The 25,937-nt window shown below is 70.3% G+C and carries 21 protein-coding genes and 2 pseudogenes; 11 read left to right on the forward strand and 12 right to left on the reverse strand.

From position 1 onward, the window contains the following. Positions 1 to 91 precede the first annotated feature (91 nt). Complete coding sequence (locus J7E93_RS23380) at positions 92 to 1,591, reverse strand: PLP-dependent aminotransferase family protein (RefSeq protein ID WP_215071906.1); 1,500 nt, start codon at positions 1,589 to 1,591, stop codon at positions 92 to 94. A gap of 102 nt (positions 1,592 to 1,693) precedes the next feature. Between J7E93_RS23380 and J7E93_RS23385 the strand changes: the two genes are divergently transcribed. From J7E93_RS23385 to J7E93_RS23400, 4 genes are all read left to right on the forward strand, one after another. Then, the gene (locus tag J7E93_RS23385; protein WP_215071907.1) at positions 1,694 to 2,362 is read left to right on the forward strand and encodes a YitT family protein; all 669 of its coding nucleotides are present in this window, start codon (positions 1,694 to 1,696) and stop codon (positions 2,360 to 2,362) included. After that, complete coding sequence (locus J7E93_RS23390) at positions 2,359 to 3,123, forward strand: glycerophosphodiester phosphodiesterase family protein (protein ID WP_215071908.1); 765 nt, start codon at positions 2,359 to 2,361, stop codon at positions 3,121 to 3,123. The genes J7E93_RS23385 and J7E93_RS23390 overlap by 4 nt, the downstream gene beginning before the upstream one ends. Positions 3,124 to 3,164: 41 nt before the next feature. Continuing rightward, positions 3,165 to 4,520: an MFS transporter gene (locus J7E93_RS23395; protein ID WP_215071909.1), complete on the forward strand. Its 1,356-nt coding sequence runs from the start codon at positions 3,165 to 3,167 to the stop codon at positions 4,518 to 4,520. A gap of 254 nt (positions 4,521 to 4,774) precedes the next feature. Beyond that, positions 4,775 to 5,149, forward strand: a complete 375-nt coding sequence (locus tag J7E93_RS23400; RefSeq protein ID WP_026278069.1) for an RNA polymerase-binding protein RbpA — start codon at positions 4,775 to 4,777, stop codon at positions 5,147 to 5,149. A 109-nt stretch (positions 5,150 to 5,258) separates the two neighbouring features. Here the strand turns inward: J7E93_RS23400 and fxsA are convergent, their stop codons facing one another. The 4 genes from fxsA to J7E93_RS23420 all read right to left on the reverse strand — a co-directional run bounded on the left by fxsA (position 5,259) and on the right by J7E93_RS23420 (position 9,208). Beyond that, positions 5,259 to 5,852 carry an FxsA family membrane protein gene (gene fxsA, locus J7E93_RS23405; RefSeq protein WP_215071910.1) on the reverse strand — a complete coding sequence of 198 codons (594 nt, stop codon included), beginning with the start codon at positions 5,850 to 5,852 and terminating at the stop codon, positions 5,259 to 5,261. A gap of 47 nt (positions 5,853 to 5,899) precedes the next feature. Beyond that, positions 5,900 to 6,679, reverse strand: a complete 780-nt coding sequence (locus J7E93_RS23410; protein ID WP_215071911.1) for a polyprenol monophosphomannose synthase — start codon at positions 6,677 to 6,679, stop codon at positions 5,900 to 5,902. Positions 6,680 to 7,134: 455 nt separating this feature from the next. After that, entirely contained in the window at positions 7,135 to 8,757 is a 1,623-nt protein-coding gene (locus J7E93_RS23415) for an amidohydrolase (RefSeq protein ID WP_215071912.1), read from the reverse strand. 10 nt (positions 8,758 to 8,767) lie between these two features. Next, positions 8,768 to 9,208 carry an Lrp/AsnC family transcriptional regulator gene (locus J7E93_RS23420; RefSeq protein ID WP_215071913.1) on the reverse strand — a complete coding sequence of 147 codons (441 nt, stop codon included), beginning with the start codon at positions 9,206 to 9,208 and terminating at the stop codon, positions 8,768 to 8,770. A gap of 226 nt (positions 9,209 to 9,434) precedes the next feature. Between J7E93_RS23420 and J7E93_RS23425 the strand changes: the two genes are divergently transcribed. Beyond that, the gene (locus J7E93_RS23425; protein ID WP_215071914.1) at positions 9,435 to 9,803 is read left to right on the forward strand and encodes a hypothetical protein; all 369 of its coding nucleotides are present in this window, start codon (positions 9,435 to 9,437) and stop codon (positions 9,801 to 9,803) included. 8 nt (positions 9,804 to 9,811) lie between these two features. Here J7E93_RS23425 and J7E93_RS23430 read toward each other — a convergent pair whose 3' ends face one another. Both J7E93_RS23430 and J7E93_RS23435 read right to left on the reverse strand, forming a co-directional pair. Beyond that, positions 9,812 to 10,903, reverse strand: a complete 1,092-nt coding sequence (locus J7E93_RS23430; protein WP_215071915.1) for a phosphotransferase family protein — start codon at positions 10,901 to 10,903, stop codon at positions 9,812 to 9,814. An 11-nt stretch (positions 10,904 to 10,914) separates the two neighbouring features. Beyond that, a pseudogene (locus J7E93_RS23435) lies at positions 10,915 to 12,049 on the reverse strand (hypothetical protein). Positions 12,050 to 12,315: 266 nt separating this feature from the next. Between J7E93_RS23435 and J7E93_RS23440 the strand changes: the two are divergent. Next, positions 12,316 to 12,594: a hypothetical protein gene (locus J7E93_RS23440; protein ID WP_215071971.1), complete on the forward strand. Its 279-nt coding sequence runs from the start codon at positions 12,316 to 12,318 to the stop codon at positions 12,592 to 12,594. Here the strand turns inward: J7E93_RS23440 and J7E93_RS23445 are convergent. Continuing rightward, on the reverse strand, positions 12,557 to 13,729 hold the full coding sequence (locus tag J7E93_RS23445; RefSeq protein WP_215071916.1) for an acyl-CoA dehydrogenase family protein: 1,173 nt from the start codon (positions 13,727 to 13,729) through the stop codon (positions 12,557 to 12,559). The two genes, J7E93_RS23440 and J7E93_RS23445, sit on opposite strands and share 38 nt — an antisense overlap. 245 nt (positions 13,730 to 13,974) lie before the next feature. Here J7E93_RS23445 and J7E93_RS23450 point away from each other — a divergent pair, with 245 nt between their 5' ends. Beyond that, positions 13,975 to 14,793: an endonuclease NucS domain-containing protein gene (locus J7E93_RS23450; RefSeq protein ID WP_215071917.1), complete on the forward strand. Its 819-nt coding sequence runs from the start codon at positions 13,975 to 13,977 to the stop codon at positions 14,791 to 14,793. A 96-nt stretch (positions 14,794 to 14,889) separates the two neighbouring features. Here the strand turns inward: J7E93_RS23450 and J7E93_RS23455 are convergent. Further along, positions 14,890 to 15,634, reverse strand: a pseudogene (locus tag J7E93_RS23455) (site-specific DNA-methyltransferase). Between the two features lie 227 nt (positions 15,635 to 15,861). Here J7E93_RS23455 and J7E93_RS23460 point away from each other — a divergent pair. Together J7E93_RS23460 and J7E93_RS23465 are read left to right on the forward strand one after the other, a co-directional pair. Then, complete coding sequence (locus J7E93_RS23460; RefSeq protein WP_251066968.1) at positions 15,862 to 16,653, forward strand: phosphotransferase enzyme family protein; 792 nt, start codon at positions 15,862 to 15,864, stop codon at positions 16,651 to 16,653. A gap of 133 nt (positions 16,654 to 16,786) precedes the next feature. Then, positions 16,787 to 17,974 carry a hypothetical protein gene (locus J7E93_RS23465; RefSeq protein WP_215071918.1) on the forward strand — a complete coding sequence of 396 codons (1,188 nt, stop codon included), beginning with the start codon at positions 16,787 to 16,789 and terminating at the stop codon, positions 17,972 to 17,974. A 534-nt stretch (positions 17,975 to 18,508) separates the two neighbouring features. Here J7E93_RS23465 and J7E93_RS23470 read toward each other — a convergent pair. Together J7E93_RS23470 and J7E93_RS23475 are read right to left on the reverse strand one after the other, a co-directional pair. Further along, a complete protein-coding gene (locus J7E93_RS23470) occupies positions 18,509 to 19,039 on the reverse strand; it encodes a hypothetical protein (protein ID WP_215071919.1) in 531 nt (176 codons plus the stop codon). An 888-nt stretch (positions 19,040 to 19,927) separates the two neighbouring features. Next, positions 19,928 to 20,395 (reverse strand): hypothetical protein, encoded by a 468-nt coding sequence (locus tag J7E93_RS23475; RefSeq protein WP_215071920.1) that lies wholly within the window; start codon positions 20,393 to 20,395, stop codon positions 19,928 to 19,930. 604 nt (positions 20,396 to 20,999) lie between these two features. On the opposite strand from J7E93_RS23475, the gene J7E93_RS23480 reads away from it, so the two are divergent. Continuing rightward, a complete protein-coding gene (locus tag J7E93_RS23480) occupies positions 21,000 to 23,306 on the forward strand; it encodes an ATP-dependent RecD-like DNA helicase (protein WP_215071921.1) in 2,307 nt (768 codons plus the stop codon). Between the two features lie 18 nt (positions 23,307 to 23,324). Here J7E93_RS23480 and J7E93_RS23485 read toward each other — a convergent pair whose 3' ends face one another. Continuing rightward, on the reverse strand, positions 23,325 to 25,019 hold the full coding sequence (locus J7E93_RS23485; RefSeq protein WP_215071922.1) for a hypothetical protein: 1,695 nt from the start codon (positions 25,017 to 25,019) through the stop codon (positions 23,325 to 23,327). 482 nt (positions 25,020 to 25,501) lie between these two features. Here J7E93_RS23485 and J7E93_RS23490 point away from each other — a divergent pair, with 482 nt between their 5' ends. Continuing rightward, positions 25,502 to 25,921 carry a hypothetical protein gene (locus J7E93_RS23490; RefSeq protein ID WP_215071923.1) on the forward strand — a complete coding sequence of 140 codons (420 nt, stop codon included), beginning with the start codon at positions 25,502 to 25,504 and terminating at the stop codon, positions 25,919 to 25,921. The last annotated feature ends 16 nt before the right edge of the window (positions 25,922 to 25,937 follow it).

Below are 25,937 nucleotides of genomic sequence, written 5' to 3' on the forward strand. Positions count from 1 at the left end.
CTCCGACGCCCACGTCGGGCCCCGACGCCTGGTCCCCACGGCCCCCGCAGCCACCGCGGTCCCAGCGGCCCCCGCGGCCCCCGCGCGCCGGCTATGCCACGAACGCCCGCTGCGCCTCGACGCCCGCTCCCGCGCCCGACTCCACCAGCCGGGCCGCGGCCGCCAGCCGGGCCGCCGCCTCCTCGGCGACGGGGCCGCCGACGGTGAAGGGCAGGCGGATGTACCCCTCGAAGGCACCGTCCACACCGAAGCGCGGACCGGAGGGGACCCGCACCCCCACCCGCTCTCCGACCTCCGCGATCCGCGAGCCCGACAGGCCGCCCGTGCGGACCCAGAGCGTCAGACCACCGCGGGGGACGTCGAACTCCCACTCGGGAAGCTCGGCGCGCACCGCCGCCACCAGCGCGTCGCGGTTCTCCCGGGCCTGAGCGCGGCGGATCGAGACGGCCTGCTCCCAGCCGCCGGTCCGCATCAGCCAGTCGACACCGAGCTGCTCCAGGACCGGGGTTCCGAGGTCCGCGTAGGCCCGCGCCGCCACCAGCGAGCGGATCACGTCGGGCGCGGCCCGGACCCAGCCGATCCGCATGCCCGCCCAGAACGCCTTGCTCGCCGAGCCGACCGTGAGCACCGTGGAGCCCGCCGGGTCGAAGGCACAGACCGGGCGGGGCATCCGCAGGTCGTCCTCCAGATAGAGCTCCGACATGGTCTCGTCGACGACGAGGACCGTGCCGGCCGAACGGGCCGCGTCCACCAGCTGCCGCCGCTGGTCCTCGTCGGCCAGGGCGCCGGTCGGGTTGTGGAAGTCGGCGACGACGTACGCGAGGCGCGGAGCGGCGTCCCGCAGCACCTGCCGCCAGAGGTTCAGGTCCCAGCCGGCCAGGCCCTCGGCCATCGCGATCGGTACGAGCCGGGCGCCCGCCGCCCGCATGAGCTGGAGGATGTTGGCGTACGACGGCGACTCGACGGCGATCCGCTCGCCGCGCCCCGCGAAGAGGTGACAGATGGCGTCGATGGCGCCCATCGCGCCGGTGGTGACCATGATCTGTTCGGGCATGGTCGGGATGCCGCGCTCGGTGTACCGGTCGGCGAGCATCTGCCGCAGCGCGGGCAGGCCGGCCGGGTAGTCCCCGTGCGTATGGGCGTACGGCGGGAGCTCCTCCAGGGCGCCCTGGACGCCGCGGGTCAGCCATGGCTCGGGAGCGGGCAGGGCGGCGCAGCCGAGGTCGATCATGGAGCCGAGCGACTCCGGCGGCAGCGGTTCGAGTCCGCGTGAGGGCAGCGGGTTCCCCGCGGGTACGGCCGTCCAGCTGCCGGCTCCGCGCCGCGACTCCAGGAAGCCCTCGGCGCGTAGCGCCTCGTAGGCGGCGGCCACCGTCGTACGGCTCACGGTGAGCGCCACGGCGAGCTCGCGCTCGGCGGGCAGCCGGGCGGCGACGGGGACCCGGCCCTCCAGGACGAGGAGACGGATGCCGTCGGCCAGCGCGCGGTAGGCGGGCGGCTTGCGCGCGCCCGGCCCGGCGGGGCGGGGCTGCTGCGCCTTGAGTTGGCGGGCCAGCTGCGCCGGCCCGACGGCCGAAGTCCACTGAGCCATGGAATTCAGTCCACCTTCCTCGAATTGGCCATGGTTGGCATCCGATCCCCCGCCACAGAGTGTCATGAGTCAGTCCACCACCACCACACAGGGGGCAGTCCTTTGTCCATGGCCTCCGGTCTTCGCGGCCGGCATCTGACCCGTCGGCTCGCTCAGCTCTATATCGGTCTCGCGCTGTACGGGATCAGTTCGGCGCTGCTGGTACGCGGCGGGCTCGGTCTCGAGCCCTGGGGTGTTCTCCACCAGGGTCTCGCCGAGAAGACCGGACTGACCATCGGAGTGGTCTCGATCGTCGTCGGCGCGGTCGTGCTGCTGCTGTGGATCCCGATCCGGCAGCGGCCCGGCCTGGGCACGGTCTCGAACGTCTTCGTCATCGGCGTGGCCATGGACGGGACGCTGGCCGTGGTCCCCGACGCCCACGGGCTGCTCGCGCGGAGCGCGCTGCTCGTCCTCGGCATCGTCCTGAACGGGATGGCGACCGGTCTGTACATCGCCGCCCGGTTCGGCCCGGGCCCGCGCGACGGGCTGATGACGGGTCTGCACCGGCTCACCGGCCGCTCGATCCGCCTGGTCCGTACGGGCATCGAGGTCGCCGTGGTCGCCGCCGGCTTCCTCCTGGGCGGCACGGTCGGCGTGGGCACGGTGCTGTACGCGCTGGCCATCGGGCCGCTCGCGCAGTTCTTCCTGCGCCGGTTCGCCGTCCCGGAGCGGGCCGAAGGCAGCACCGTGGTCGCCTCCGCGACACCGGAGCAGGCCATACTGCGGCGGTGAATCGCGTACGCCACCCCTATCTGGACCACCCCTCCCCCATCCCGTTCGCCCATCGGGGCGGCACGGCGGACGGCCTGGAGAACACGGCGGCGGCCTTCCGGGCCGCCGCCGCGGCCGGTTACCGCTACTTCGAGACCGATGTGCACACCACCGCGGACGGCGTTCTGGTCGCCTTCCACGACTCCACGCTCGACCGGGTCACGGACGCCACCGGCCGGATCCGCGATCTGCCGTGGGACGCCGTCCGTGAGGCGCGGGTGGCCGGCAAGGAGCCGCTGCCGCTCTTCGAGGAGCTCCTGGAGGAGTTCCCGCGGGCCCGCTGGAACGTGGACCTGAAGGCGGAGTCGTCGCTGGTCCCGCTCGTCGACCTGATCCGAAGGACCGGAGCGTGGGACCGGATCTGCGTCGGATCCTTCACCGAGGGCCGGGTGGCCCGCGCCCAGCGTCTGGCGGGGGCGCGCCTGGCCACCTCGTACGGCGTGAAGGGCGTCCTCGGGCTGCGGCTGCGCTCGCTCGGCATACCGGCGGCGCTGCGCGCGGGGGCGGTGGCGGCGCAGGTCCCGGAGAGCCAGGGCGGCATCCCGGTGGTCGACCGCCGCTTCGTGAGGGAGGCCCATGCGCGCGGGCTGCAGGTCCATGTGTGGACGGTGAACGATCCGGAGCGGATGAACTCTCTCCTCGACCTGGGGGTGGATGGCATCATGACCGATCATCTGGAGACGCTGCGTACGGTGCTGACCGACCGGGGAGTGTGGGTCTGAGCGCGCGTCCCGCCACGGGGACCAACGAGGGGGCCGCGGCCTTGACCGCCAACACTGCCGAGCCGGAGGAGCACACCGCCGATCCCGCCGACCGCCGTCGCGAACAGCGCGGCTGGTACTTCTACGACTTCGCCTGCTCGGTCTACTCGACGAGCGTGCTGACGGTGTTCCTCGGGCCCTATCTGACGTCGGTGGCCAAGGCGGCGGCGGACGCGGAGGGGTTCGTCCACCCCCTGGGCATCCCCGTGCGGGCGGGTTCCCTGTTCGCCTACTCCGTCTCGGTCTCGATCGTGGTGGCGGTCGTGGTGATGCCGCTGGTGGGCGCGGCCGCGGACCGTACGGGCCGGAAGAAGCCCCTGCTCGCCGTCTCCGCGTACATCGGCGCCGCGGCCACGGCGGGGATGTTCTTCCTCAGCGGTGACCGGTACCTGCTCGGGGCGTTCCTGCTCATCGTGGCGAACGCCTCGCTGGCGGTCTCGATGGTGCTCTACAACGCCTATCTGCCGCAGATCGCCGAGCCCGACGAGCGGGACGCGGTCTCCTCGCGCGGCTGGGCCTTCGGCTACGGCTCCGGCGCCCTCGTCCTGGTCCTCAATCTGGTCCTGTACTCGGGCCACGACTCCTTCGGACTCTCGGAGGGGGCTGCGGTGCGGATCTGTCTGGCCTCGGCGGGGCTGTGGTGGGGCGCGTTCACGCTCGTACCGCTGCGGCGGCTGCGCGACCGCCGGGTCCCGCCGCACGGCGAGGGGTCCGTCGGCAGCGGCTGGCGGCAGTTGCGGGCGACGCTGCGGGACATGCGCCGCCATCCGCTGACGCTCTCCTTCCTGCTGGCCTATCTCGTCTACAACGACGGGGTGCAGACGGTGATCTCACAGGCGTCGATCTACGGCTCGGAGGAGCTGGGCCTGGAACAGACGACGCTGATCACGGCGGTGCTCCTGGTCCAGGTCCTCGCGGTCGTGGGAGCTCTGGGCATGGGGCGGATGGCCCGTTCGTACGGTGCCAAGCGGACGATCCTGGCGTCCCTGGCCGTCTGGACGCTGATCCTGGCCGCCGGGTACTTCCTGCCGGCCGGCGCGCCGGTGGCGTTCTTCTGTCTGGCGGCGGCGATCGGTCTCGTCCTCGGCGGCAGCCAGGCGCTGTCGCGTTCGCTGTTCTCACATCTGGTGCCGCGGGGCAAGGAGGCGGAGTACTTCTCGGCCTACGAGATGAGCGACCGGGGTCTGAGCTGGCTGGGGCCATTGGTGTTCGGTCTCGCCTATCAGCTGACCGGCAGCTATCGGGATGCCATCATCTCTCTGGTGATCTTCTTCGCGGTGGGTTTCGTGCTTCTCGCGCGGGTGCCGGTCCGGGCCGCTGTGGCCGCCGCGGGCAACCCGGTTCCGGACCGGATTTAGACGCGGAAGTGAAAGGCCGGTAGTGTACGCCTTTGGCCTGCCAGGCGGACCGTTACTGCGTGCTGCTTTGGTGAAAACGCTGGGTGACATCTGCTGTCAGATGTGACAAACCGGGCACTGGTGGGTAGAACAAGGGCGGCACGACGGGCGACGCATGACCCGGAACGGGAATCTTTACCGCCGACCGGACGTTGACCGGATGACGACGACAGCGACACCTGTCCTGTGGGCGACAAGCCCGGGAGGCACGATTCATGAGTGAGCGAGCTCTTCGCGGCACGCGCCTCGTGGTGACCAGCTACGAGACCGACCGCGGCATCGATCTGGCCCCGCGCCAGGCCGTGGAGTACGCATGCGAGAAGGGCCATCGTTTTGAGATGCCCTTCTCTGTGGAAGCGGAAATTCCGCCGGAGTGGGAGTGCAAGGTCTGCGGAAGCCAGGCTCTGCTGGTGGACGGGGACGGCCCCGAGGAGAAGAAGGGCAAGCCGGCGCGTACGCACTGGGACATGCTGATGGAGCGGCGTACGCGTGAGGAGCTGGAGGAGGTGCTGGCCGAGAGGCTGGCGGTCCTGCGGTCCGGCGCCATGAACATCGCCGTACATCCGCGAGACAGCCGCAAGTCCGCGTAGCGGACACAGCGGCCCTACAACGCCGCGGGGCCCGGTACACCTTGTGTGTACCGGGCCCCGCGGCGTTGTCACGTCAGCGCGACGCCGCCGCACGGCGTCGCGCCGTGGCTCACGGCGTCAGCGGCGGGCGAGGGTCCTGGGGGTCCCGCGGGCCACGGGGCGCGTCCTCCCGCACGACCTCACCCTGCACGACCTTGCCGTCCGGCCGGTGCATACGAGCTTGCTGGAAGGCGTCCTGGAGGCTTCCCCGAGGGGCGGCGCTCATCCGGCGCTCCACGGCCTTCTCCGCGTACCGTCCGAGCATCGAGCGGACGGGCGGCACGAGCAGCAGCAGACCCAGCGCGTCGGAGACGAGGCCCGGGAGCATCAGCAGCAGCCCGCCGAGCATCAGGAAGCCGTTGCGGTCCTCCGCGCCGATCCGGTCGGCGGGGGCCGGCGCGACGCCGGACTGCGCCGCCGCCTGCGCCTGCTGGAAGGTCTCCGTGAGGTTCCTGAAGGCCCGTCGGCCCGCCCGCTTGATCACCACGGCACCGAGGACGGCGCCGCCGACCAGCAGGCCGAGGACGGTCAGTCCGCCGGCCGCGCCCGCCACCACCGTGAGCAGCCAGATCTCGAGGACCAGCCAGGCGACGAGGGCCAGGGGGAGGAACGTGCGCGCGCGGGAGCGCTTGGGGGCGAGGGGAGGCGGTGCGCCGGTCGTCATGCCCACCAGTGTGCCTGCCGCCCCGCAGGAACGTCGTAAAGGACGGATCAGTTCGCGGGCCTGCGGCCGAGCAGCTTGCCGACCTTGTGCGCACGGGCCGTCAGACCCCAGCCCGTGACCCGCCACAGTGCCTCGACGAGGATGTCCCTGCTCATCTTGGAGTCGCCGACCTCTCGCTCCACGAAGGTGATGGGGACCTCCACGACGTGGAAGCCGGCCGCGACCGCGCGGCGGGCGAGGTCGACCTGGAAGCAGTAGCCGGCCGAGGCCACGTCGTCCAGGCCCAGGCCCTCCAGGGTCTCCTTGCGGAAGGCCCGGTAGCCGCCGGTGACGTCACGGATCGGTACGTCCAGCAGGAGGCGCGAGTACAGGCTGCCGCCGCGGGAGATGAACTCGCGCGACCTGGGCCAGTTCACGATCCGGCCGCCGGGGACCCAGCGGGAGCCGAGCACCAGGTCGGCGCCCTTGAGCGCGGTCAGCAGCCGGGGCAGCTCCTCGGGCTGGTGGGAGCCGTCGGCGTCCATCTCCACGAGGACGTCGTAGCCGTGCTCGACACCCCAGCGGAAGCCGGCGAGGTAGGCGGCGCCGAGCCCTTCCTTGCCCGCGCGGTGCAGGACGTGGACGTGGTCGTCCCCGGCGGAGAGCTCGTCGGCGAACTTGCCCGTACCGTCGGGACTGTTGTCGTCGGCGACCAGGATGTGCGCCTCGGGCACGGCTTTCCGTACGCGCGAGACGATCGGCTTGATGTTCTCCGCCTCGTTGTAGGTCGGGATGATCACCAAGGCACTGCCGAGCGGGCCGTACCGCCTCTGGCCACCGTCGTTCACTACTGCCCCTTCGGATGCCTGCGCGGACCCCCACCATAGCGAGCCGGCGGTGCGGATCGGGGCCCGGCGCCCTTCGGGCCGACCTGGAACCCGCTGGCTGCGGGTCGACCGAGAGCCGTTGTCTACTGAACGTCCGGGCCCCACCCGGGTCGCACCCTCCGCCGGAAAAAACCTTCCCTCGCCCCCGAGGCGCGGGCGCTGAACCTGGTTCCCGGTGATGGTGAGCCGGTGCGGCACACCATTGCCTGACCCAGCGGCGTTCGACGACTGCGTGGAGGTTTGCCTACCGGTCGGACGTCCTTGGTGGACGCGCCGAACCTACCGGCCGGTGGCGGCTCGCTGTCAATACCCCTTTGACCTGCGGAGATGACCGATACTGCCAGGTCAGTGGGGAAGATCCGCAGGTCGCGAACAAGCCGGTTGATCATCGATCGGCGGTACGGAATGCCCCTACGTCACTCGCCTGGCCGTACGAAGACCGTTTGTCCGAATACCACCGTCCGCAGGCAGACGGGGAGTTCACGCCCCGGGGTCAGATCGGGCAGACCGGGCGTTCCGGAGCGCGGGTCGGTCGACCAGCGGGCCACCCGGTCGTCGGGCGCCTGGACCACCAGCTCGTCGGTGCGCCAGACCGCGTAGTCGGCGGGGGCGCCGGGCACGAGCGTGCCGGCGTCGTCGCGGCCGGCGGCCCGCCAGCCGCCCCGGGTGTGCGCGGTGAAGGCGGCACGGACGGAGATCCGGTGCTCGGGGGTGCGGTGGAAGGCGGCGGCGCGGACCGTGCCCCAGGGGTCGAGCGGGGTGACCGGGCTGTCCGAGCCGAAGGCCAGCGGCACTCCGGCCCGGAGCAGGGCGGCGTACGGGTTGAGGGTGCGGGCGCGCTCGGCGCCGAGGCGTTCCGCGTACATGCCCTCCTCGCCGCCCCAGGCCGCGTCGAAGGCGGGCTGGACGGAGGCGGTGAGGCCGAGTTCGGCGAAGGCCGCGATCGTCTCGGGGGTGAGCATCTCGGCGTGCTCGACGCGGTGTCGGGCGGCCCGGATCCGGGCGAGGCCGAGCTTCTCGGATGCGGCCCGGACGCCGTCGATGACGGCGGTGACGGCCGCGTCGCCGATGGCGTGGAAGCCGGCCTGGAGTCCGGCCTCGGTGCAGGCGACGACATGGCTCGCCACGGTCGGGGCGTCGAGGTGGGCGACTCCGGTGTGCGCGGCGTCGGCGTGGTCGGCGTAGGCCTCGTGGAGGCAGGCGGTGTGCGAGCCGAGGGAGCCGTCGGCGAAGAGGTCGCCGGCCGCGCCCACCGCGCCGAGCGCGCGGGCGCGTGCGACGTCGAGGTCGGCCCAGTAGCCGACGACGCGCGGGCCGGGCTCCTCGCGGGCGAGGTCGAGCAGGCCGGTGAAGTCGTCCTCGGAGGAGATCTCGGGCCCGCCGCACTCGTGGAGCGTGCCGATGCCGAGCGACGCGGCCCTGGCGCGGGCCGCGCGCTGGGCCTCGGTGCGCTGCGCGGGCGAGATCGCCGCGTAGGCGGCGGCGCGGACGGCGTGGTGCGCGTCGCCGGTCAGCGGTTCGCCGTCACGGAAACCGGCGAGGTCCCGGACGCCCGGCACGAGGTCGAGCAGCGCGGTGGTGACGACGGCCGAGTGGACGTCGATCCGGGTGAGGTAGAGGGGGCGGCCGCCGGTCAGCGCGTCCAGTTCGTCGCGGCGCGGAGCGCGGCGCTCGGGCCAGCGGGAGGCGTCCCAGCCGTGCCCGATCAGGATCCGGTCGTCGGGGCGGGCGGCGGCGTGGGCGCGGATCCGCTCCGCCGCCTCGGCGAGCGAGGCGGCGGCGGAGAGGTCGAGGCCGGTCAGGGCGAGTCCGGTCGCGGTGGTGTGCACATGCGCGTCGACGAACGCGGGGGTGACCAGGGCCCCTTCGAGGTCGATCACCTCGTCCACACCGGAGGCGAAGGCGTCGGCCGCTCCCTCCGAACCCACCCAGGCGACATGCCCGCGCTCCACCACCATGGCGGTGGCGAAGGGGTCGGCGGGGCTGTGGACGTCTCCACCGCGCAGCAGCACGGTGCGGTGTTCGTACTCGGTGGTCATGGTGACCAGCCTAGATACGCGGCGGCCGGGCTTCGTACGGGGTCGACAGGACGACCGTGGTCCGGCTGGAGACGCCCGCCTGCGAGCGGATGCGGCTGAGCAGGTGCTCCAGCTCCAGCGGGGTGGCGACGCGGACCTTGAGGATGTAGTTCTCGTCGCCGGCGACGCTGTGGCAGGCCTCGATCTCCGGGATGTCCGCGAGCCGGTCCGGGGTGTCGTCCGGGGCGCTGGGATCGAAGGGTTTGACCGAGATGAAGGCGGTCAGCGGCAACCCGACGGCCTCCGGGTCGACGACGGCGGCATAGCCGCGGATGACCCCGCGCTGCTCCAGACGGCGGACGCGCTGATGCACCGCCGACGTGGACAGGCCGGTGGCCTTGCCCAGGTCGGTGTAGCTCATGCGCCCGTCCCTGACGAGCAACTCGACGATCTGACGATCCAGCTCCTCCATGCGGTCAACCTATTGCCCAGGAGGTCCATCGGCACAGCCGGGAAGCGGCCTCTTTGGGCGTCTATGGTCATCCTCGGGGCACCTGCGAACGGCATGTGACGAACGCCACAGGTTTGCGGCAAGGGTCGAACGAGACCTCACGGTTATACGGCGGGCCGTATGGGAATTGCTTGCTGTGGTCGACGCCATACGTATTCGGCCGACCCACCCGAGGGGGAGATTCTCCATGCAGGAGCCTGTTGATTCGGTCGAGACGGCCGACGAGCTCGACGCCTACGACACTTTCGAGATGTACCGGGTGATCTGCCCGGACTGCGTGCAGCCGATCGCGCTGCTCGCCGACGAGGACGTACTGCCGGAGCACGCGCTGTGCCCGACCCCGTGGAACCCGTTCGTCCTCACGGTCTGCCCCGGCACCGGCCGGGCGGCCTCCGACGCGAGCCCGGCGGACGCGACCCTGGAGGTACAGGAGCAGGACACCGCGCTCCTGCTGACCCTGCCTCAGGGCCTCGACTGGCGGACGCAGCCCTTCTCGCACGTCGGCGGCCCGGGCTCGCGTCCGATCAAGGTGCCGCAGATGCGGCGCGCCGCGTAAGGCCCCGGCTACCAGTACTCCCCCCGCACCATCGCCGCGAGCGTGGCGTGGTGCAGGATCAGGCTGTCCGGGTTCGCCGGCACCTCGACCTCTCCGAAATGCGCCTGGCGGTACGCGACCCTGAGCATCACGATCGCGTGCCGCAGCGCCGCGTAGAGGGTGTGGAACTCCATGTCGCGCGGCGTGTGCCCGGTGAGGGCGGCGTAGCGCCGCTCGACCGCGTCGCGGCGGAGGAAACGGGGCAGCCCGGGCTGGCCGAAGCTCACCGTCAGGTCCTGGAAGAAGCGGTGCAGGTAGACGGTCCAGCCGAGGTCGACCTCGCGCGGTGCGTACGCGGCCATCTCCCAGTCGAGGACGGCCGCGGGTTCGAATCCGTCGTAGACGATGTTTCCGATGCGCGCGTCGCCCCAGGTGAGGACGGCGGGCCCTTCGTCCGTGGGCCAGTGGGCCGCCAGCCACTCGAAGGCGGACTCGATCAGCGGCGAGGGCGCGAACCCCTTCACCACCCAGGCGTAGTAGGCACGTTGGGCGTCGACATGGCGGCGCAGGGGGCTGCCCGTCCCCTCGGGGAGAAAAAACTCGGCCTCCTTCGGCGGGAACTGGTCGTGCAGCCGGGCGAGTACGGAGACGGACGCGGCCTCCAGACGGGCGCGTTGGGCGTCGGTGGCGGCGTGCAGCCAGTTCCCCTCGTACGTGTAGGGCATGACGTCCGGGGGGACGCGGCCCTCGGCGCGGGCCATCACGAAGAAGGGCGCGCCGAGCGGTGCGGGGTCGCGCTCCAGCCACAGGACGCGGGGGACGGGGATGTCGGTGTGCTCCCCGACGAGGCTCATGACCCGGTGCTGCCGCTCCATGTCGTAGACGGGGAAGATCGTGTACGCCGCGGGGTCGGCGGCCAGCCGTAGGGCGCAGCCGCGCACGGGCGCCTCGGGGTGGTCGATGTCGAAGAGCAGGGTCTCGCTGGACATGCCGTTGGAGGCGGGGACGGCGAGGTCGGTGACGCGCGCGCCGGGCAGGCGGGTGTCGAGCCAGCCGGTCAGGCGCCGGCCGAGCTCCTCGGGGTCGCGGGTGGAGGTGCGGGGGCGGGGCGCGGTGGCCATGACGCTCCTCGTCAGTCGGCGGTGGAGGTGTGGTCGGCGAAGCCGCTCGGGTCGTGGCGGCCGAAGGAGCCGTGCTCGAAGATCCCGTAGCCGGTGCGGCCGTCGAGGGTGAAGCGGGCGGCGTGGTCGGTGACGCCGTAGGCGGCCATGGGGTGGGCAGCGGGGTCCGAGAGGTCGTAGACCCGGCGGTCGGTCCAGTCCCGGCCCTGCCAGGTGCCGTGCTGCCAGTCGGTGGCGGGCGGGTAGCCGGCGCCGACGGCGAGCGGGGAGGAGGCGAGGATCTCGACGCCGACCTCCAGGGGCTTTCCGGCCGGGTCGGTGAGGTGGACGACGGCCCGCTCGGGCCTGCGGGTGCCGGGGGCGTAGGTGATGTCGGTGCGGGGCCAGCCGAGCTGGGTGTCGCGCCGCCCGTTCCGTACGAGCAGGGCCTCGTTGAGGGTGCGGTAGCCGTCGGCGTCCTCCTGGGTGACGACCATGAGGAAGCGGTCGTCGAAGCGCATCGGTATCCAGAGCCAGTGGAAGCCCTCGGGCCGGAACTCCTCGCCACGGCCGGGCTCTTCGCCCGGGAGGGGGCGCACGCCCCAGCTGCGGTCGCGGGTGCCGGTCCACTCCCCCGTGGTCACGGCGAACCTCGCCGCCGGCGCGGATCGTGCCGGTGCACCGCCCGGCCTGGACGAACCGGCGCCCCTCGAGGGTGAGCCGGTCGCCGCGGCGCTGGATGTGGTGCGGTTCCCAGACGGCGGGGAAGTCCCCGGTCCAGGTGAGGTCGAAGGAGAGCCCGGCGGGGTCGTGGGGGTCGGGGTCGCAGTGCAGGGTGAGCGATTTCAGGGGGGTGTCGACGGTGATGCGCAGGGGTCCGACGGCGAGGTTCGTCCGGTCGTCGCCGAGGGCGTCGGAGGCCCGGACGGCGTGGAGCCGGTCGCCGGTGCGCAGGGTGGCGTAGGCGTCGATGACGCCGGTGTTGGGGTACACGCCGAGCCCGGCGATCAGCAGGGCGCGACCGTGGTGGTCGAAGACGTGGAAGATGCAGCGGTCGTAGACGTTGCGGTCTCCGCTGACGTGGTGCTTCATCGAGAGCGGTGCCTGGTGCACGGGGTATTCGTCCAGCGCGACGGGCCGGTCGTCGACGTGCCGATCTGCGGACATGGCTGACCTCCTGGTCGTCGAACGGGTCGTCGAACCGCTCGACGGACCTCGGCGAACGGAAGGTGACGGTACGTCAGAAACGGCGCGGGAGACCAGAGCCGTGCGAGGACACCCGGGGCGTCCCGTGCCGGCGGCCGCCGCCGAGCCGGTCGGCGCACGGACCGGGGCGGGACCGGGCACGGACGGCCGCCTCCGGGTAGCCCTCGAACTCCCGCTCGAATCCGTCCGGCGGTGACCCTCCCCCGGCGGGGCGCGTTGGAGGAGGCATGACCTCGCTGTACACCACCCCCATCGGCAGCGGACGGCGACGGCTCGCCGAACCGCGGCTTGAAGAATCGGTTCCGCACCAGGCGCCGCCGCCCCACCCCGCCGACCCGCCCATCTACAAGGCGCTGCTCAGCCAGTGGGCGAGCCACGGCCGGTTCCTGCCCGGCCGCAGCGACCACGAGTGGAACCGCCTGTCCGCGGCCCCCGTGTGGGCCGACCGCACCGTACGGGTGAGCGGCGTCAGCGGGACTCTGGTCCGACAAGGTGGCGAGCGATGACCATGCGCTGGATCTGATTGGTGCCCTCGACGATCTGCAGCATCTTCGCCTCGCGCATGTAGCGTTCGACGGGGAAGTCCGCGGTGTACCCGTATCCGCCGAGCACCTGGACCGCGTCCGTCGTGATCTGCATGGCCGCGTCCGTGCAGAAGAGCTTCGCCATCGCCGCCTGCCGCCCGAACGGCCGGCCCTCGTCGCGCAGTCGCGCCGCCTCCAGGTACAGCGCACGGCCCGCCTCGATCCGGGTCGCCATGTCCGCGAGCAGGAAGCGCAGCCCCTGGAAGTCGGCGATCGGCCGTCCGAACTGGCGACGCTCACGGGCGTATCCGACGGCCTGGTCCAGGGCCGCCTGCGCGAGCCCCACCGCGCACGCCGCGATCCCGAGCCGCCCGGAGTCCAGGGCGGAGAGCGCGATGGCGAACCCCTGCCCCTCCTCACCGATGCGGCGCGTGTCGGGGGTCCGGACCCCGTCGAAGTGGAGTTGTGCGGTGGGCGAGCCTTTCATGCCCATCTTCCGCTCGGGCGCGGCCGCGCTCAGGCCCGGCGCGTCTCCCGGGACGAGGAAGGCGGTGATCCCCTTGGCTCCTTCGCCGCCCGTCCGGGCCATGACCGTGCAGAAGTCGGCGATGCCGCCGTGCGTGATCCACGCCTTGGTGCCGGTGAGCACCCATGCGTCGCCCTCCCGCACCGCCTTCGTGCGCAGCGAGGCCGCGTCGGATCCGGCGGCCGGTTCGGAGAGGCAGTAGGCGCCGAGGAGGCCGCCGCCCAGCATCGCCGGCAGATGGGCAGCCCGCTGCTCCTTGGTCCCGAAGCCGGCCAGCGCGTGGCAGGACAGCGTGTGGACGCTGACCCCGAGGCCGACGGTGAGGCGGGCGGCGGCGAGTTCTTCGAGGACCTGGAGGTAGACGGCGTAGGGCTGGTCGCCGCCGCCGTACTCGGAGTCGTACGGCAGGCCGAGCAGACCGGAGGAGGAGAGCAGCGAGAACAGTTCGCGGGGGAAGCGGCCCGCGTCCTCCTCCTCGGCGGCGCGGGGGGCGATCTCCCGCTCGGCGATGTCGCGGACCAGGGCGAGCAGTTCCCCGGCCTCCTCGGTGGGCAGCCGGCGTTCCACGGTCTGCGGGGCGCGGTCGGGCATGGCGGCGCACTCCTTCCCTGTCGGGCGCTGCGGCGGCGCGCGCGAGGGGTCGGACGGCACCGCCGGTACTCACACGCTGCGCCGATGCTCCCCCGGCGGATCACGCGAGGGGGCGCCCGGCGCCCGTGGCGCAAGGAGTATGCCCATTCGGCGGGCCCCGGTCACACGTCCGCCGGTCAGGGGGCGGGGACCCGCCGCCCGGTCAGGTGTCCTGCGCCTTCGGGGCCGGACAGTCCGAGCCGGTCATGCTCGGTATCCGGTTCGTGGCGTCGGAGTACGCGACTGGTCCGGGGCATCGGGGGCGGATCGACATACTCGGGCTGGACGAGAACGGCAGCCCGGTCGTGATCGAGTTCAAGAAGGGCTCCGACAGCGGGGTGCTGTCGCAGGCCGTCTCATATCTGTCCTGGCTGCGTTCGGCGCAGCACGAGTTCGAGGCGCTCGTCCGGAAGGTGTTGGGCGCGGAGGTCGCCGAGTCGATCGACTGGCGCCGTCCGCGGATGGTCTGCATCGCGGCCGGCTTCTCCCACCACGACCGTGTGGCCGTGCAGTGGCTGCCCGAGCGGATCGACCTGGTGCGCTACCGGGTCTTCGAGGGAGGCCTGCTGAGTCTGCTGCTCGTTGATTCCTCGCCAGGCTCAGCGAGCGCCGCTTCGTCTCGGCGGAGCCGGGAGCGGGACGCGGTGGTCGGCAGCGCGCCGGCAGCGCCGGCTACACCTTCGCCGACGGGTGCCGGCCTCGTGCCGGAGTGCTTGCGGGACCTGTATGCGGAGCTGGACGAGGCGCTCACGGCGTGGGGCGAGGTCGAGGTGGCGCCGCTTCGGCACTACATCGTCTATAGGCGTCTGGTGAACGTCGCGTCGGTGATCTTCCGTCCGAAGCACGAGGCGATCCTGGTCTATCTCAGACTCGACCCGGACACGGTCGCGCTAGAGGAGGGCTTCACCCGGGACATGCGCGGCGTCAGGCACCTTGGGACCGGGGACCTGGAGGTACGTCTCGCCTCGGCGGCCGATCTTGAGAAGGCGGCGCCGTTGATCCGGCGGGCGTTCGAGGCAGCCTGACGCAACGAGAAGGGCGGCTGGAGCATCGGATTCTCGATGCACCAGCCGCCCTTCGGCGTCTGCGGCCCGCCGGCTCCGGGTCCTTCGTTCTCATGATCAGTTCTCCGGTCCGGCCAGGTCGAAGTCGTCCTTTGTCAGCTCGGCGCGGAGCCGCTGCTCGGCCACGTCGGCGTAGTGCGAGGACAGCTCGACGCCCACGAAGCGCCGTCCCTCGCGAAGGGCCGCGACACCCGTGGAGCCGCTGCCGGTGAACGGGTCGAGGACGGTGCCGCCCTCGGGGCAGACCTGGACGAGCTGCTGCATGATCTCGACGGGCTTCTGGGTGATGTGCACCCGGTCCTTGCGCGGCTGGGAGGCGATGTAGTTGCCGGGCAGGTAGAGGTCGCGGGTGTTGTCGAGGGATCCCTTGACGCCCCAGATGATGAACTCGGAGCCCTGCTTCGGCCCGCCCTTGCGGGGCCGGCTGGCGGGCTTGATCCACGGGATGGTGCCGCTCCAGGTCCACCCGGCCATCTGCAGGGCGTCGGGCGTTGCCGGTTCCTGGCGCCAGTCGGAGAAGACCATGGCCACCGCGTGCTCGGTCGAGGCTCGGTACGCCTCGGTGAGCAGTTCGGTCAGCCAGGAGCGGTAGGAGCGCTGGTCGCGGTTCTCGCCGGGGAAGTTGGCGAGGTCGTGGGCGCTGTTGCTGGTGACGTACTTGGCGCGCGGTCCGGGCGGTGCGTTCCGAGCTCGTACGGCCGCCGGAGTTGTACGGCGGGTCGGTGATCACGGCGTTGACGCTCTCGTCCGGAAGGGACTTCAGCACGGTCAGGGCGTCGCCTCGGTGCAGCGTGTAGCTCATGGGAAGGGCCTCTCTCAGGGCATGGCGGGGCTGGGCCCGCTCCAGGCAGCGCTCAACGGCGTTCTTCCGGGGCGGGTTGTGCTGGACGTTAGTGGCGATCTCCGGCCGTACCTAACGAGCGGGCCCTGCTGCGGGCCCCGATCCGGGAGCCGTTTGGTGCGGCCGGAATCCCGGTCCTGACCGACGGACAGCGGGTCTTCGTCAAGCAGTACCGGGTCTCCGCCGACTTGGAACACGCCCAAGCGTCGTGGGACATGTCGGCGTACTGCCGTACGGCCCGGGTTCCCGTCCCCCGGGTCTGGACCGACCGACAGGGGGCCACCCTCACCCGGTTCGAGGACGCGGCCTGGGTGGTGATGGACGAGGCACCCGGACGGGTCGCTACCGCCCCGTTGACGGTGCCCCGCGCACAGCACACCGGTTTGCTGCTTGGCCGTATGCACCGCGTCCTGGCCTCTTACCCACGGCCCACACGTGTCCGTCAGACCCGGTGGCGTACCGCGGACGCCGACGAGGTGGCGGCCACGACCGAGACGGTGCTCGCTCGCGCCTCCGCGCAGGGGGACCCGCGGCTGGAACACCTTCACATCGAGCTCGCGCAACGTCGGGAAGACCTGCACACTCACGCGGCTCGGCTGCGTGCCGGACTGCCCGATCACCTCGTTGCCCAAGCCGGGCATGCGGACTTCACCCGCACCAACCTGCTGGTCCAAGAGGACGTGATCACCGCGATCCTGGACTTCCAGGGGGAGACGTGCCTGCAGGCTTGGGAGCTGGGGCGAGCGGCCTTCGACCCCCGCACGGTGGCGAACAGCCCGTCCTGGATGTCGTGCGCCCTTCGCCTGATCGACGCCTACCGCGCCGAGAACCCCGGACTGCCACTCACCGACGTACGGGCCAGCGCTCGGATCGCGCTGCTGTCATGCTGTTCAGCTTCTACGGCGCCACGACCGCTGAGTACGGACTTCCTGCGGCAGCAGCAGCCGACCTGCGGCAGCTCTGGATCGAGCGCCAGGTAGCCATCCGCCGACTGCTCAGCAGCCTCGACGAACTCGAATCGGCTCTCGACGCGATCGGGCGGAGTCATTGATCGACCAGGTGTCGCCCCTCAGGCGTCCCGGCGAACAACGTAAAGGACAGAGGAGATCGTCTGTGGCATCGAAGCCGCTGTTCCGATTCGGTACGTACAACCTGTTGGACCTGGAGATACCCAAGACCGCCGAGCACAAGCAGCGGTACGACCGCCTGGTGGCCGGCATCACCGCCACCTACAGGGGCCGCACCGGCATGCTCGGCGTGCAGGAGCTGCTCGGCGACACCAGGCAGGACGCGAGGCGACTGCTGCGGATGCTCGCCGAGGACACCGGCATGCGCTGCGAAGCCACTCCGGCCGGGCGTGAGAAGCCGGTGCCGGCGCTCGCCAGCCAGGCACTCGGGGCGAGCGTGCACCGCTACCACGTCGGGCTGCTGTGGACCGAGGATGTCGAACCGATCGCTGGCACCATGCGCGCCTACGAGGGTGGAACCGACTTCTGGCACGCCATGGTCAGCCTCGATGTCTGCACCGACGGCGTGGAACGCTCGCGGTGGTGCTCCTACCATGGCAACCCCTTCAGTCCCGACCGGCGTCTTCACGAGGCGTACCGTGTCCTGGGCGTGTTTCAGGACCCGAAGGTTCCGGGTGGCGTGGCCGCGGACTGGAACGCCTTGTCCGCCGCTCGCCGCGCGGACGGTTCGTACTACGACGCCGAGCCGTACCTGGATCAACACCACCGAAAGGTGCGCTACCAGGCCGTGTTCGACCTGGACCGTCCGAACGCACCGCAGCTCGCCGACCGGCGGTCTTCCGAGTTCCTGCAGCGCGGCCCCGGCGGGCTGATGGACCCCGTCGCCGCCCTCGACGCGCCCTGGGAAGCCTCGTGCGGGTATTGGGTCAACGGGCAGGGGCGAAGCGATGACTTCGGTCTGCGGCGCATCGATGTCCCCAAGGTCACCGAGGATCTCGTGCGTACCTGCGGACCTGCGCAACGCACAGTGGGCCGGAAGCAGACCTCGCCTCCGACCACCGGATGGTCACCTGCGACATGGTTCTGGAGGAATGGGGCACCGCGTCGTGAGGCAGTTCATGCACCCCGGGCGGTTGTGGGGCACGACCGACGGCCTGGCCGAGGACTGGGTCCGCCCCCACGTGCTGTGGCTGCCGCACGACCAACCGCACGTGCTCGCCTACCTCCGGCAGGTCGCGAACATCGTCGCCCCGTACGACGACATCGTGGCGCCGGTCGCCGAGGCCGACTGGCACTGGACCGTCCAGGCCATCCGTTCCCACGACGCGGGTAGACGGCGTGTGGACCGCGGGCAGCTGGACGAGGCCGCAAGGCAGATCCAGCGTCGGCTGCAGGAGCTGGAGCCGTTCGAGGTCGCGATCGGTCCGGTCGCCGCCAGCCGCTCGGCGGTGATCACGCGGATCCTTCCCGTCGACACCTCTCGGGACGTCGACCCGGCGACCATGCTCAACCGCCACGTACGCGTAGGGGCGGAGGCCGCGGGGCTCAGCATGCCGCCGGCCGCGGAGACCCACTGGGCTCACCACAGTGCCGCGTACGGCCGGATCGACACAGACGCCCCTGGGCTCGCTGCCCGCTCGGACAACCTGGCCTCGGCGTTGATCCATCTGGCCGGCCATCACATCACTGCCGTCGTCTCCTCTGTATGGCTTGTCTGGGAGCAGCAGCATCCCGAGCGCGGCACGTACACCTTCGAGCGCGTCCAGCAGCTGTATCTCGCAGGGGCCGCACTCCGTCCACGGCCGGCTCGAGCATGCGGTCCTGACAGTCCCGAACAGCTCGCCCGACACTGCCGCCCAGCTCCCCGTCAGTGCATGGTCGCGCTGTCGGGGAGGTGGTGCGTCTCCAGGACGCCGGTTGCCCATTCCGCTCCCCATTCCATCTGAGTGCCGCTTCGTGGTTGCTCGAAGGAGGGGAGTTCCAGGGGGCTGACCGGGTCCGCTCCGTGTTTCACGGTGCAGCCGTGAAAGAGCCGGCTGAGTCGGTCTTCGGAATCCGTCAGGTCGTGCCCTCGCTGCGGGAGCCCCGCACGGATCACGTCTTCGGCTCGTCGTCCCGGATGCCGCGAACGCAGGGTGGCGATCAGCTCTTCGATCGGGACGTCTCTGGGCGTGGACTGGAAGTGGAGGTCAGTGGGCTCGACGTAGAGGAGCAACGCAAGGGTCGGCAGGGCGAAGGTGAACGGGCCGGACGACCAGTGCTTCGGCCAGCCCGGTTCGAGAAGGTGCGCGGCGAGCCTCAACGCCTCATGCCAGCGGTTGTCTAACGGCGAGTTGCCGTCAGGTACGTAGTGCGCCATCCGCCCAGCCGCCCACCACAGTTCCCGTGCGTCGCTCATGCCAACAGACTAGGGCCGCCCCACCCCGGTGTTCAGAGGAATCGACCCGGCGACCGGTTCACACCTGGTCGGGTTCACTACAACTCCTCCGTGCCGAGCCAGGCCGGAGGCGTTCTCGGCGGTGGGCTCGGCCACGAGGTTCGCTGACAGTCCTCCAAGCGCACCGAATGAACACGCCCCTCCTCCACAAGGTCGAGCCGAGGCGGCGGCAGAGGAAGATCCCTGGGCCTGCCCTGCAGGGCGGCCACGCAGAGGCGCCACCAACACGACCACCCGAGCAACAAGGAGGGAAAGAGCTCCACCGGTGCGCCGACCGTGTCTGCGGCCATCATGACGAGGAAGCCGCGCCCGTACCCGCTGATCCCCGCTCGTTCCCGAAGCCCGACGCGGCACGTCCGGTGATCCACGATGGCGCCGGCGGCCTTCGCGGAGGGAAGGCTGATCATGAGGCGGTCTACGACCAAGTCCGGCACTTCGTCAGGTCGCATCCAGGCGGCGACCGCCGCTGAGGACTGCGAGGAGCGGAAGAACTGTGGGAAGTTGTCGGCATGAGGCCCGCCGTCACGATGAGTAATTCTCACGCTAAGCGGTGGCTCCGACGTCTCCCCTCCGTCGGCGTGCACCTCGATGACCGCGGTACCGACACACGGACGTCCATCGCGAGGAGCTCCCTGCGCCATCCCTGGCTGCGCATCATCCTGGCTCTGATGCCGCCAACCGCCAGCACTTCTCCTCCAGCGGACCACAAGCCGCGCAGCCGAATAGGGCTCGTGGCGCAAACGGTCGCACCGTTCCACGAGGGAGCTTAGCGGCACGGCAAAGGGTCCACTGCTCATCCGCAGGGGTGGTCGCACTGCCGCTTCTAGGCGGCGCGCAAGCTGCCCGGGCTCAACCGAGCGCGACCAGATTTCCACAGAAGCCGACGACCACCCCTACGAACAACGCGACAGGCCCCCAATAGCTAACCGTTGCCGACTGCAATCCCCCTTCCAGGTACTCGCTGACCTCCATGAGCCGCGCCTGCACGGACCGCCGCGTGGCATCGAGGTCACCTTGGAGACGGGCATCCAGACGAGCCGTCACTTCGCGGTCGCGACGACTGAGTTCCTCGGGAACCCCGACCTTCCACTTCTCCAGGTCCTCCACGCGCCGCTCGAGCGTCTTCGGCTCGCTCGTGACGACGCTGGCGTTGTACGCCTCGGCAGCGACTGCCGCGTTCGAGGCATACACGTGGACGGGGCGCCTGATGTAGTCGCGCAAGTGCTGGCGCGCAGCACGGATGTCCCAAACTGTCTTGATGATGCCGCCCACTTCCAGCACCGCCGACACCACGTAGAGGGTCGCTGCCGCAGACATGCCCGGAGGGTACTGCGCACGATAGGGGTGGAATCCCCGTCGCGGGCTCATGTTGGGTGGGAGTTCAACCATCCGGAGGCTCCGGCTTCGGCAGCGAGGCCTCCGTCTACCGCCGCGGGGAAGAGCAGGCAGAGTAGGCCTCCACGGCCCGGCGCCGTCACCCGGGATGTCTTGGTCCCGTGTAAGCCCTGGTGGTCACGCTTCTTGGTGTCGTTGGTGTGTTACTGGTTGTCGATGACGCGGTCGCCGCTGAAGTCGGCGCACCGCATGCTGGAAGCGGTCGCCGTCGGCCGCCGGTCGGCAGCGAGCCGGCGGCCCGCCAGCTAGCGCCTTGGGGCTCCAACCGATTCATCCAGGCACTCGTTCCCATGTTGAGAACACCTTTCGGCACATGAGCATCGCCTTGGGCGACGGGCAGTCGATCTTCTATCCGGTCGTTGGGCTTCCGAAGCGCAAGATCGCGGACACGCATTCCTGCCCTGTCACTCGTTCCGGTGAGCAGAATCCTTCAGTCACGCGATAGACCGCCGCTGTGAGGTTCATGCTGGGTCTCACCGCACCACCACCTGGTCCAACGCTGTACACATCCTTGGAGACAGAGCACGTGGCATCCGTGGAGACCCAAGATGTGGTCGAGGGCGTCGTCGATCACCTGCTGCACATCAACTACGACGAGACCACAGTGCTCCGGCTGACCACGGCCGACGCCGCAGAAGCCATCACCGCACTCGGCAAGGCCCTCTTCGGTGTGCGGCCAGGGGAGAGCCTGCGTCTGCGCGGTTCGTGGACCCAGCACCCCCGCCACGGAAGACAGCTCAGGGTCGAGCAATGCGAACGGACCATGCCCGCCGACGAACGGGCGATTCGCCTCTATCTCGCCTCCGGCATGATCCGCGGCATCGGCCCGGCCCTCGCCTCCGCGATCGTGGACACGTTCCGCGAGCACACACTGAAGGTCATCGACTCCGAGCCGACACGGCTGCTGGAGGTGCACAACATCGGCGCGATCCGGCTCGGAAGGATCACGGCCGCCTGGCAGGAACAGAAGACCATCGCCGAGATCATGCTGTTCCTGCAGAACCTAGGAATCACCCCACGTCTCGCGGTGAAGATCTACACGACGTACGTCGACACCGACGACGATCCGATCGACATCGTGCGCCGCACCCCCTACCAGCTGTGCCGGGACGTGCACGGCGTCGGGTTCCACAACGCTGACAGGATCGCGCTCGCCGTGGGCGTGCCCAAGCACAGCGCCGAACGCCTCCAAGCCGCGCTCCTTCACGAGCTCGACAAGGCCGGCGGCCAAGGCCACTGCCACCTGCCCGTACGCGTGCTGCTCGCCCACACCCGGCACCTGCTGTCCGACGACGACCCCGCCACCGCCGAAATCATCGACGACGTGGTCCTACGGCATGCCTTGGATACGCTGCGCGAGCAGGGGGATGTGGTCACCGAGACACTTCCACTGGCCGTGATGGACGGCACCGACGCAGTGGCGGACACTGAGATCGCTCAGCTCGCGCGCTGCCATCGCGATGAGACCCAGCTTGCCTGGCACGTACGCCGACTACTCGCCTCCTCGCCCGCGCTGGCCGAACTCGCTCCGTGGGACGAACGGTTGACCGCACTCGCCTCGACGGAGACGGCAGGGCTGACCGGCGAACAGCGCCAGGCGATCCACAACGCGCTGACCCAGCCTCTGTCCATCCTGACGGGCGGTCCGGGCTGCGGAAAGACCCACACCCTGCGCACCCTGGTCGAGATCGCCGACCAGGCCGGTGCCGCCGTCGCGCTTGCCGCACCGACGGGCAAGGCGGCCAAGCGCATGGAGGAGACCTGCGGACAGGAGGCGATGACCGTTCACCGCCTGATCCGTCCGCCCGACGGTGACTCCCTCTTCGACCACGCCGGCGTGCTGGAAACAGCGGACGTGGTGGTCATCGACGAGGCGTCCATGATCGACCTCTCACTCGCCCGCAGACTCCTCGCCGCTGTCCGCGACGGCTGTCATCTCCTGCTGGTCGGAGATGTCGACCAACTGCCCAGTGTCGGCCCTGGTCGCGTCCTGCGCGATCTGCTGGACGTCGAGGACATCCCACGCACCCGGCTCACCAAGGTCTTCCGCCAGCACGACGACAGCGCCGCGATCGTGACCAACGCCCACCGCATCCTGCATGGCGAACTGCCACGTGACGACCCCAGAGCATTCTGGAACCGGTGTGTCCCCACCCCTGAGGACATCGCCCAGCGCGTGGTCGAGCTGGTCTGCGAGCTCATGCCCAAGCACTTCGAAGCCCACCCGGAAGACGTCCAGGTCCTGTGCCCGGGCAAGAAGAACATCGCCGGCATGAGCGATCTCAACCTGCGCCTTCAGGAGCGTCTCAACCCGCCGGCGCCGGACAAGCCGCAGCACTACCACGATGGAAAGGCCTTCCGGCTCGGTGACCGCGTACAGCAGGTCCGCAACAACCCCCATCGAGGCGAGTCGGGGGTCTTCAACGGCAGCAGTGGCACAGTCACCGCTGTCGATGGCGAGGCCCACCAGCTCACGGTCACCTTCACGGACGCGGAGACGGCCGCGTACCCCTTCGCCGATCTCGACGAACTCGTCCATGCATACGCGCTGACCGTCCACCGCTCCCAGGGCAGCGAGTACCCGTACGTCGTCGTCCCCGTGATCAACGCGGCCGGGATGATGCTGCTGCAACGGAACCTGCTGTACACCGCCGTCACCCGCGCCCGCCGGGGTGTCATGCTCATCGGCCAGACCGAGGCTGTCGAGCGAGCGGTCTCCAACAACCGGACCCAGCGCCGCAACACAGCTCTGCCCCACCGCATCACACACCCGACGTCCGCCGTACCGATCCCGCGAGGCCAGGCACCCACCGGGCAGCTCACCTTGGGTTGAGGGGTCCCCCCTCTCCCGTCAGTGTGACGATGGCGCCTCGCGTGCCTGAGCCACCTCGTGGGCGGCACACAGCATCTCCTGTTGCTCCTGGTCCAGGCTCCGCGGTTGGTAACTGCGCGGCCCGACGGCGAAGAAGGAGATGGCGCCGAAGAACGGACCGTCGTGGCAGCCCAGCAACCGGAGCATCTCCGTGGCCACCGGATTGGCGTTCTCCCGCGTCGTGGGCACCATTTCGCCGACATAGGCGTGCACCGTACGCGGCTCGTCGAGGATGATCCGGTCCACCAGACCCGCCCCGGCCGCGCCCACGTTCTCCCGCATGTCCTCGGGGCTCTCTGAGCGGAACTCCAGGGATCCGTCCGAGACCACCAACGCGTACGTGAGCGGGGGCGACGGCTCACGGACCCGTGCATCGCTACGCAGGTCCGCGAGGTACTCGCAGAACGACGAGTCCTTCGTCGTCGCTCCACCGCTGTCCGCCGCCTCGGCGAGGTCTCCGTCAAGCTCAAGAGCTTCCAGGTCCCGAGAGCCGAGGCGCTGTTGCAGGGACCGGAACCGGAGCAGGGCCTCGCTCTCGGCCCTGTGTTGCTCCAACAGCCGCAGCAAGGTCGCTCGTGTCGCCGGAGGTGTCACCCAGTTCGGCAGGTCGTACTCGGGTACCGGACGATCCTTGGCGTAACCGAGGCGCCGGCCCAGGTTGGTCACTGCGGCCGAGGACACGCTCCCAGGCTTGAGCCCGGGGGTGCGCTGTCCCCAAGCCACGGAACTGGCCGTGGCACTCCAGGCGACCGCGAGGAGCTGACCAAGGGTGAAGCCACCGCGCAGCCCCTCCCGGAACGTGTCGTACGCCTCCTGCATCCGGTGCTCGGGGACCGGCTCCTCCGCGTACTTCCGCGTCAAGAGGTTGTCCAGGTACATCAGGGCGGTCACCGCATCGAGGTCCTGCCCGATCTCTTTCAGCTCAGGCGCACGATCGAGCAGAATCCGCCGCGTGTCATCGGCAGTGTCCCGGCGAGCCTGCGGCGCCTCAGCACCAAGGCTGTGGGCGAGCCGCCACGGCACCTGATCGACGTACACGCCGCGGACCGCGTCGTCGCCGTTGAATGCGAAGTCCCCGATCGTCGCAGGCAAGGTGGGCGCGATCCACCGCTGCCGGTGCAGGTTCTTCAGCGTCTCCACGTCGGCGCTTACTGACGTGCCAAGGAGATAGTCGACCTTCTTGAGCGGCCCGAACGACTCACTGTCCTTGCGCTCCATGATGTCGATCACTGTGAGCAGTGCGAGGGCGTCCTGGACCGACGGTGGCTCCTCAGGGAGCGGGTGGCCGCTGTGATCGGCGACCCACGCGCTGGCGTTCGACGCCTGCGTCTCGGACTTCCTGCGGCGCTCCTCGCCGGCACGCTGTTCTGCCTGCCGACGCGCCTCGGCAGCGACCTCACGGCAGGCGTCGCAGGGCACCTTGGCGTTCTGTTCCTCGATGGGAAAGACTTCCGGCCGCCACCGCCCCGTGCTCGCAAGATCGGAACGGGTCCTCACCGTGATCGGGCTAGCGCATTGCGGGCACAGCAGCGTCAGCACACTGGCGTGACAGGACTCCTTCACGATCCGCAGGACCAGAGTGCTGGAGCCGAGGTCGGCGACCTTCCGGCTCCACGTGCCCGGCTCGTAGAACTCCCAGTACGCCAGGCACAGCGCCTTGTGCTCCTCGGACACCCCGTCCTCGAAGCACACCTCCAACAGTGGCCTCTGCGCACTGGGAAACAGATACCGGCGTACTGCCGACCGCTGCTGCTTGCGCCCGTTCCGCTGCTGACGTTGGCGTCGACGCTGACGCTTACCCATGGAGCCCCCTCGGTATCTGGGCCCCCAACGCTAGGCCAGTGCGGTGACGGCGTCACGCCCAGCAGACTTCCGGCCACGCAGAGTTGACGTCCACGGTGCGAATCACCACTTGGTCACTTGGCGGGTCATCGAGAGCTGTGGACGTGCCGGATTCGCTCTTGCGAGCGAACGCTCGACCCTGCTGAGTGTGTTGATCACACGCCGAGAGGCAGGTGCCTATGGCCGCGCCGAAGCACAGAGTTTCGGCCAGACATGTGCCGAGCGTAAGGCCGGTGGCGTGAATCGCCCGCTCGGCTTGAGGACCGCTGCCTATCATCGTTGTCACGTGTGCAGAGTTGCGGGGGGAATCGGTCATGGATCCTGAAGTGTTGGCGCAGACCGCGGGAACCACCGTCGTCGCGCTGATGGCCACTGACGCATGGCAGCGGACACGCGAGGGCGTCGTATCGCTGTGGCGGCGGGTGCGCCCGCTACAGGCGGACGAGGTCGACACTGCTTTGGAGGAGACCCGTGAGGAGATCCTCGTGGCTCACCGCGAGGGCGACTCGGCCGGCGCCGAGGATCTGGCGCGGGACTGGCGCCGCAGGTTGACGCGTCTGTTGGCCTCCGATCCCTCCATCGCCCAGGAGTTGGAGGAGGTCCTGGCCGAGGCACGCGCCTCTCTGCCCGAGGCCGAGCGCCCCCTTGCTCCTTCGGTCCACATGCACGCTCACGCGTCTGGGCACGCGCGGGTCTACCAGGCCGGCCGCGACCAGCACATCGTGGAGCGATGAGAGGACAGGCCGGTCC

Origin of the sequence: Streptomyces sp. ISL-36 (genome assembly GCF_018614205.1) — a bacterium.
Taxonomy (GTDB): Bacteria; Actinomycetota; Actinomycetes; order Streptomycetales; family Streptomycetaceae; genus Streptomyces.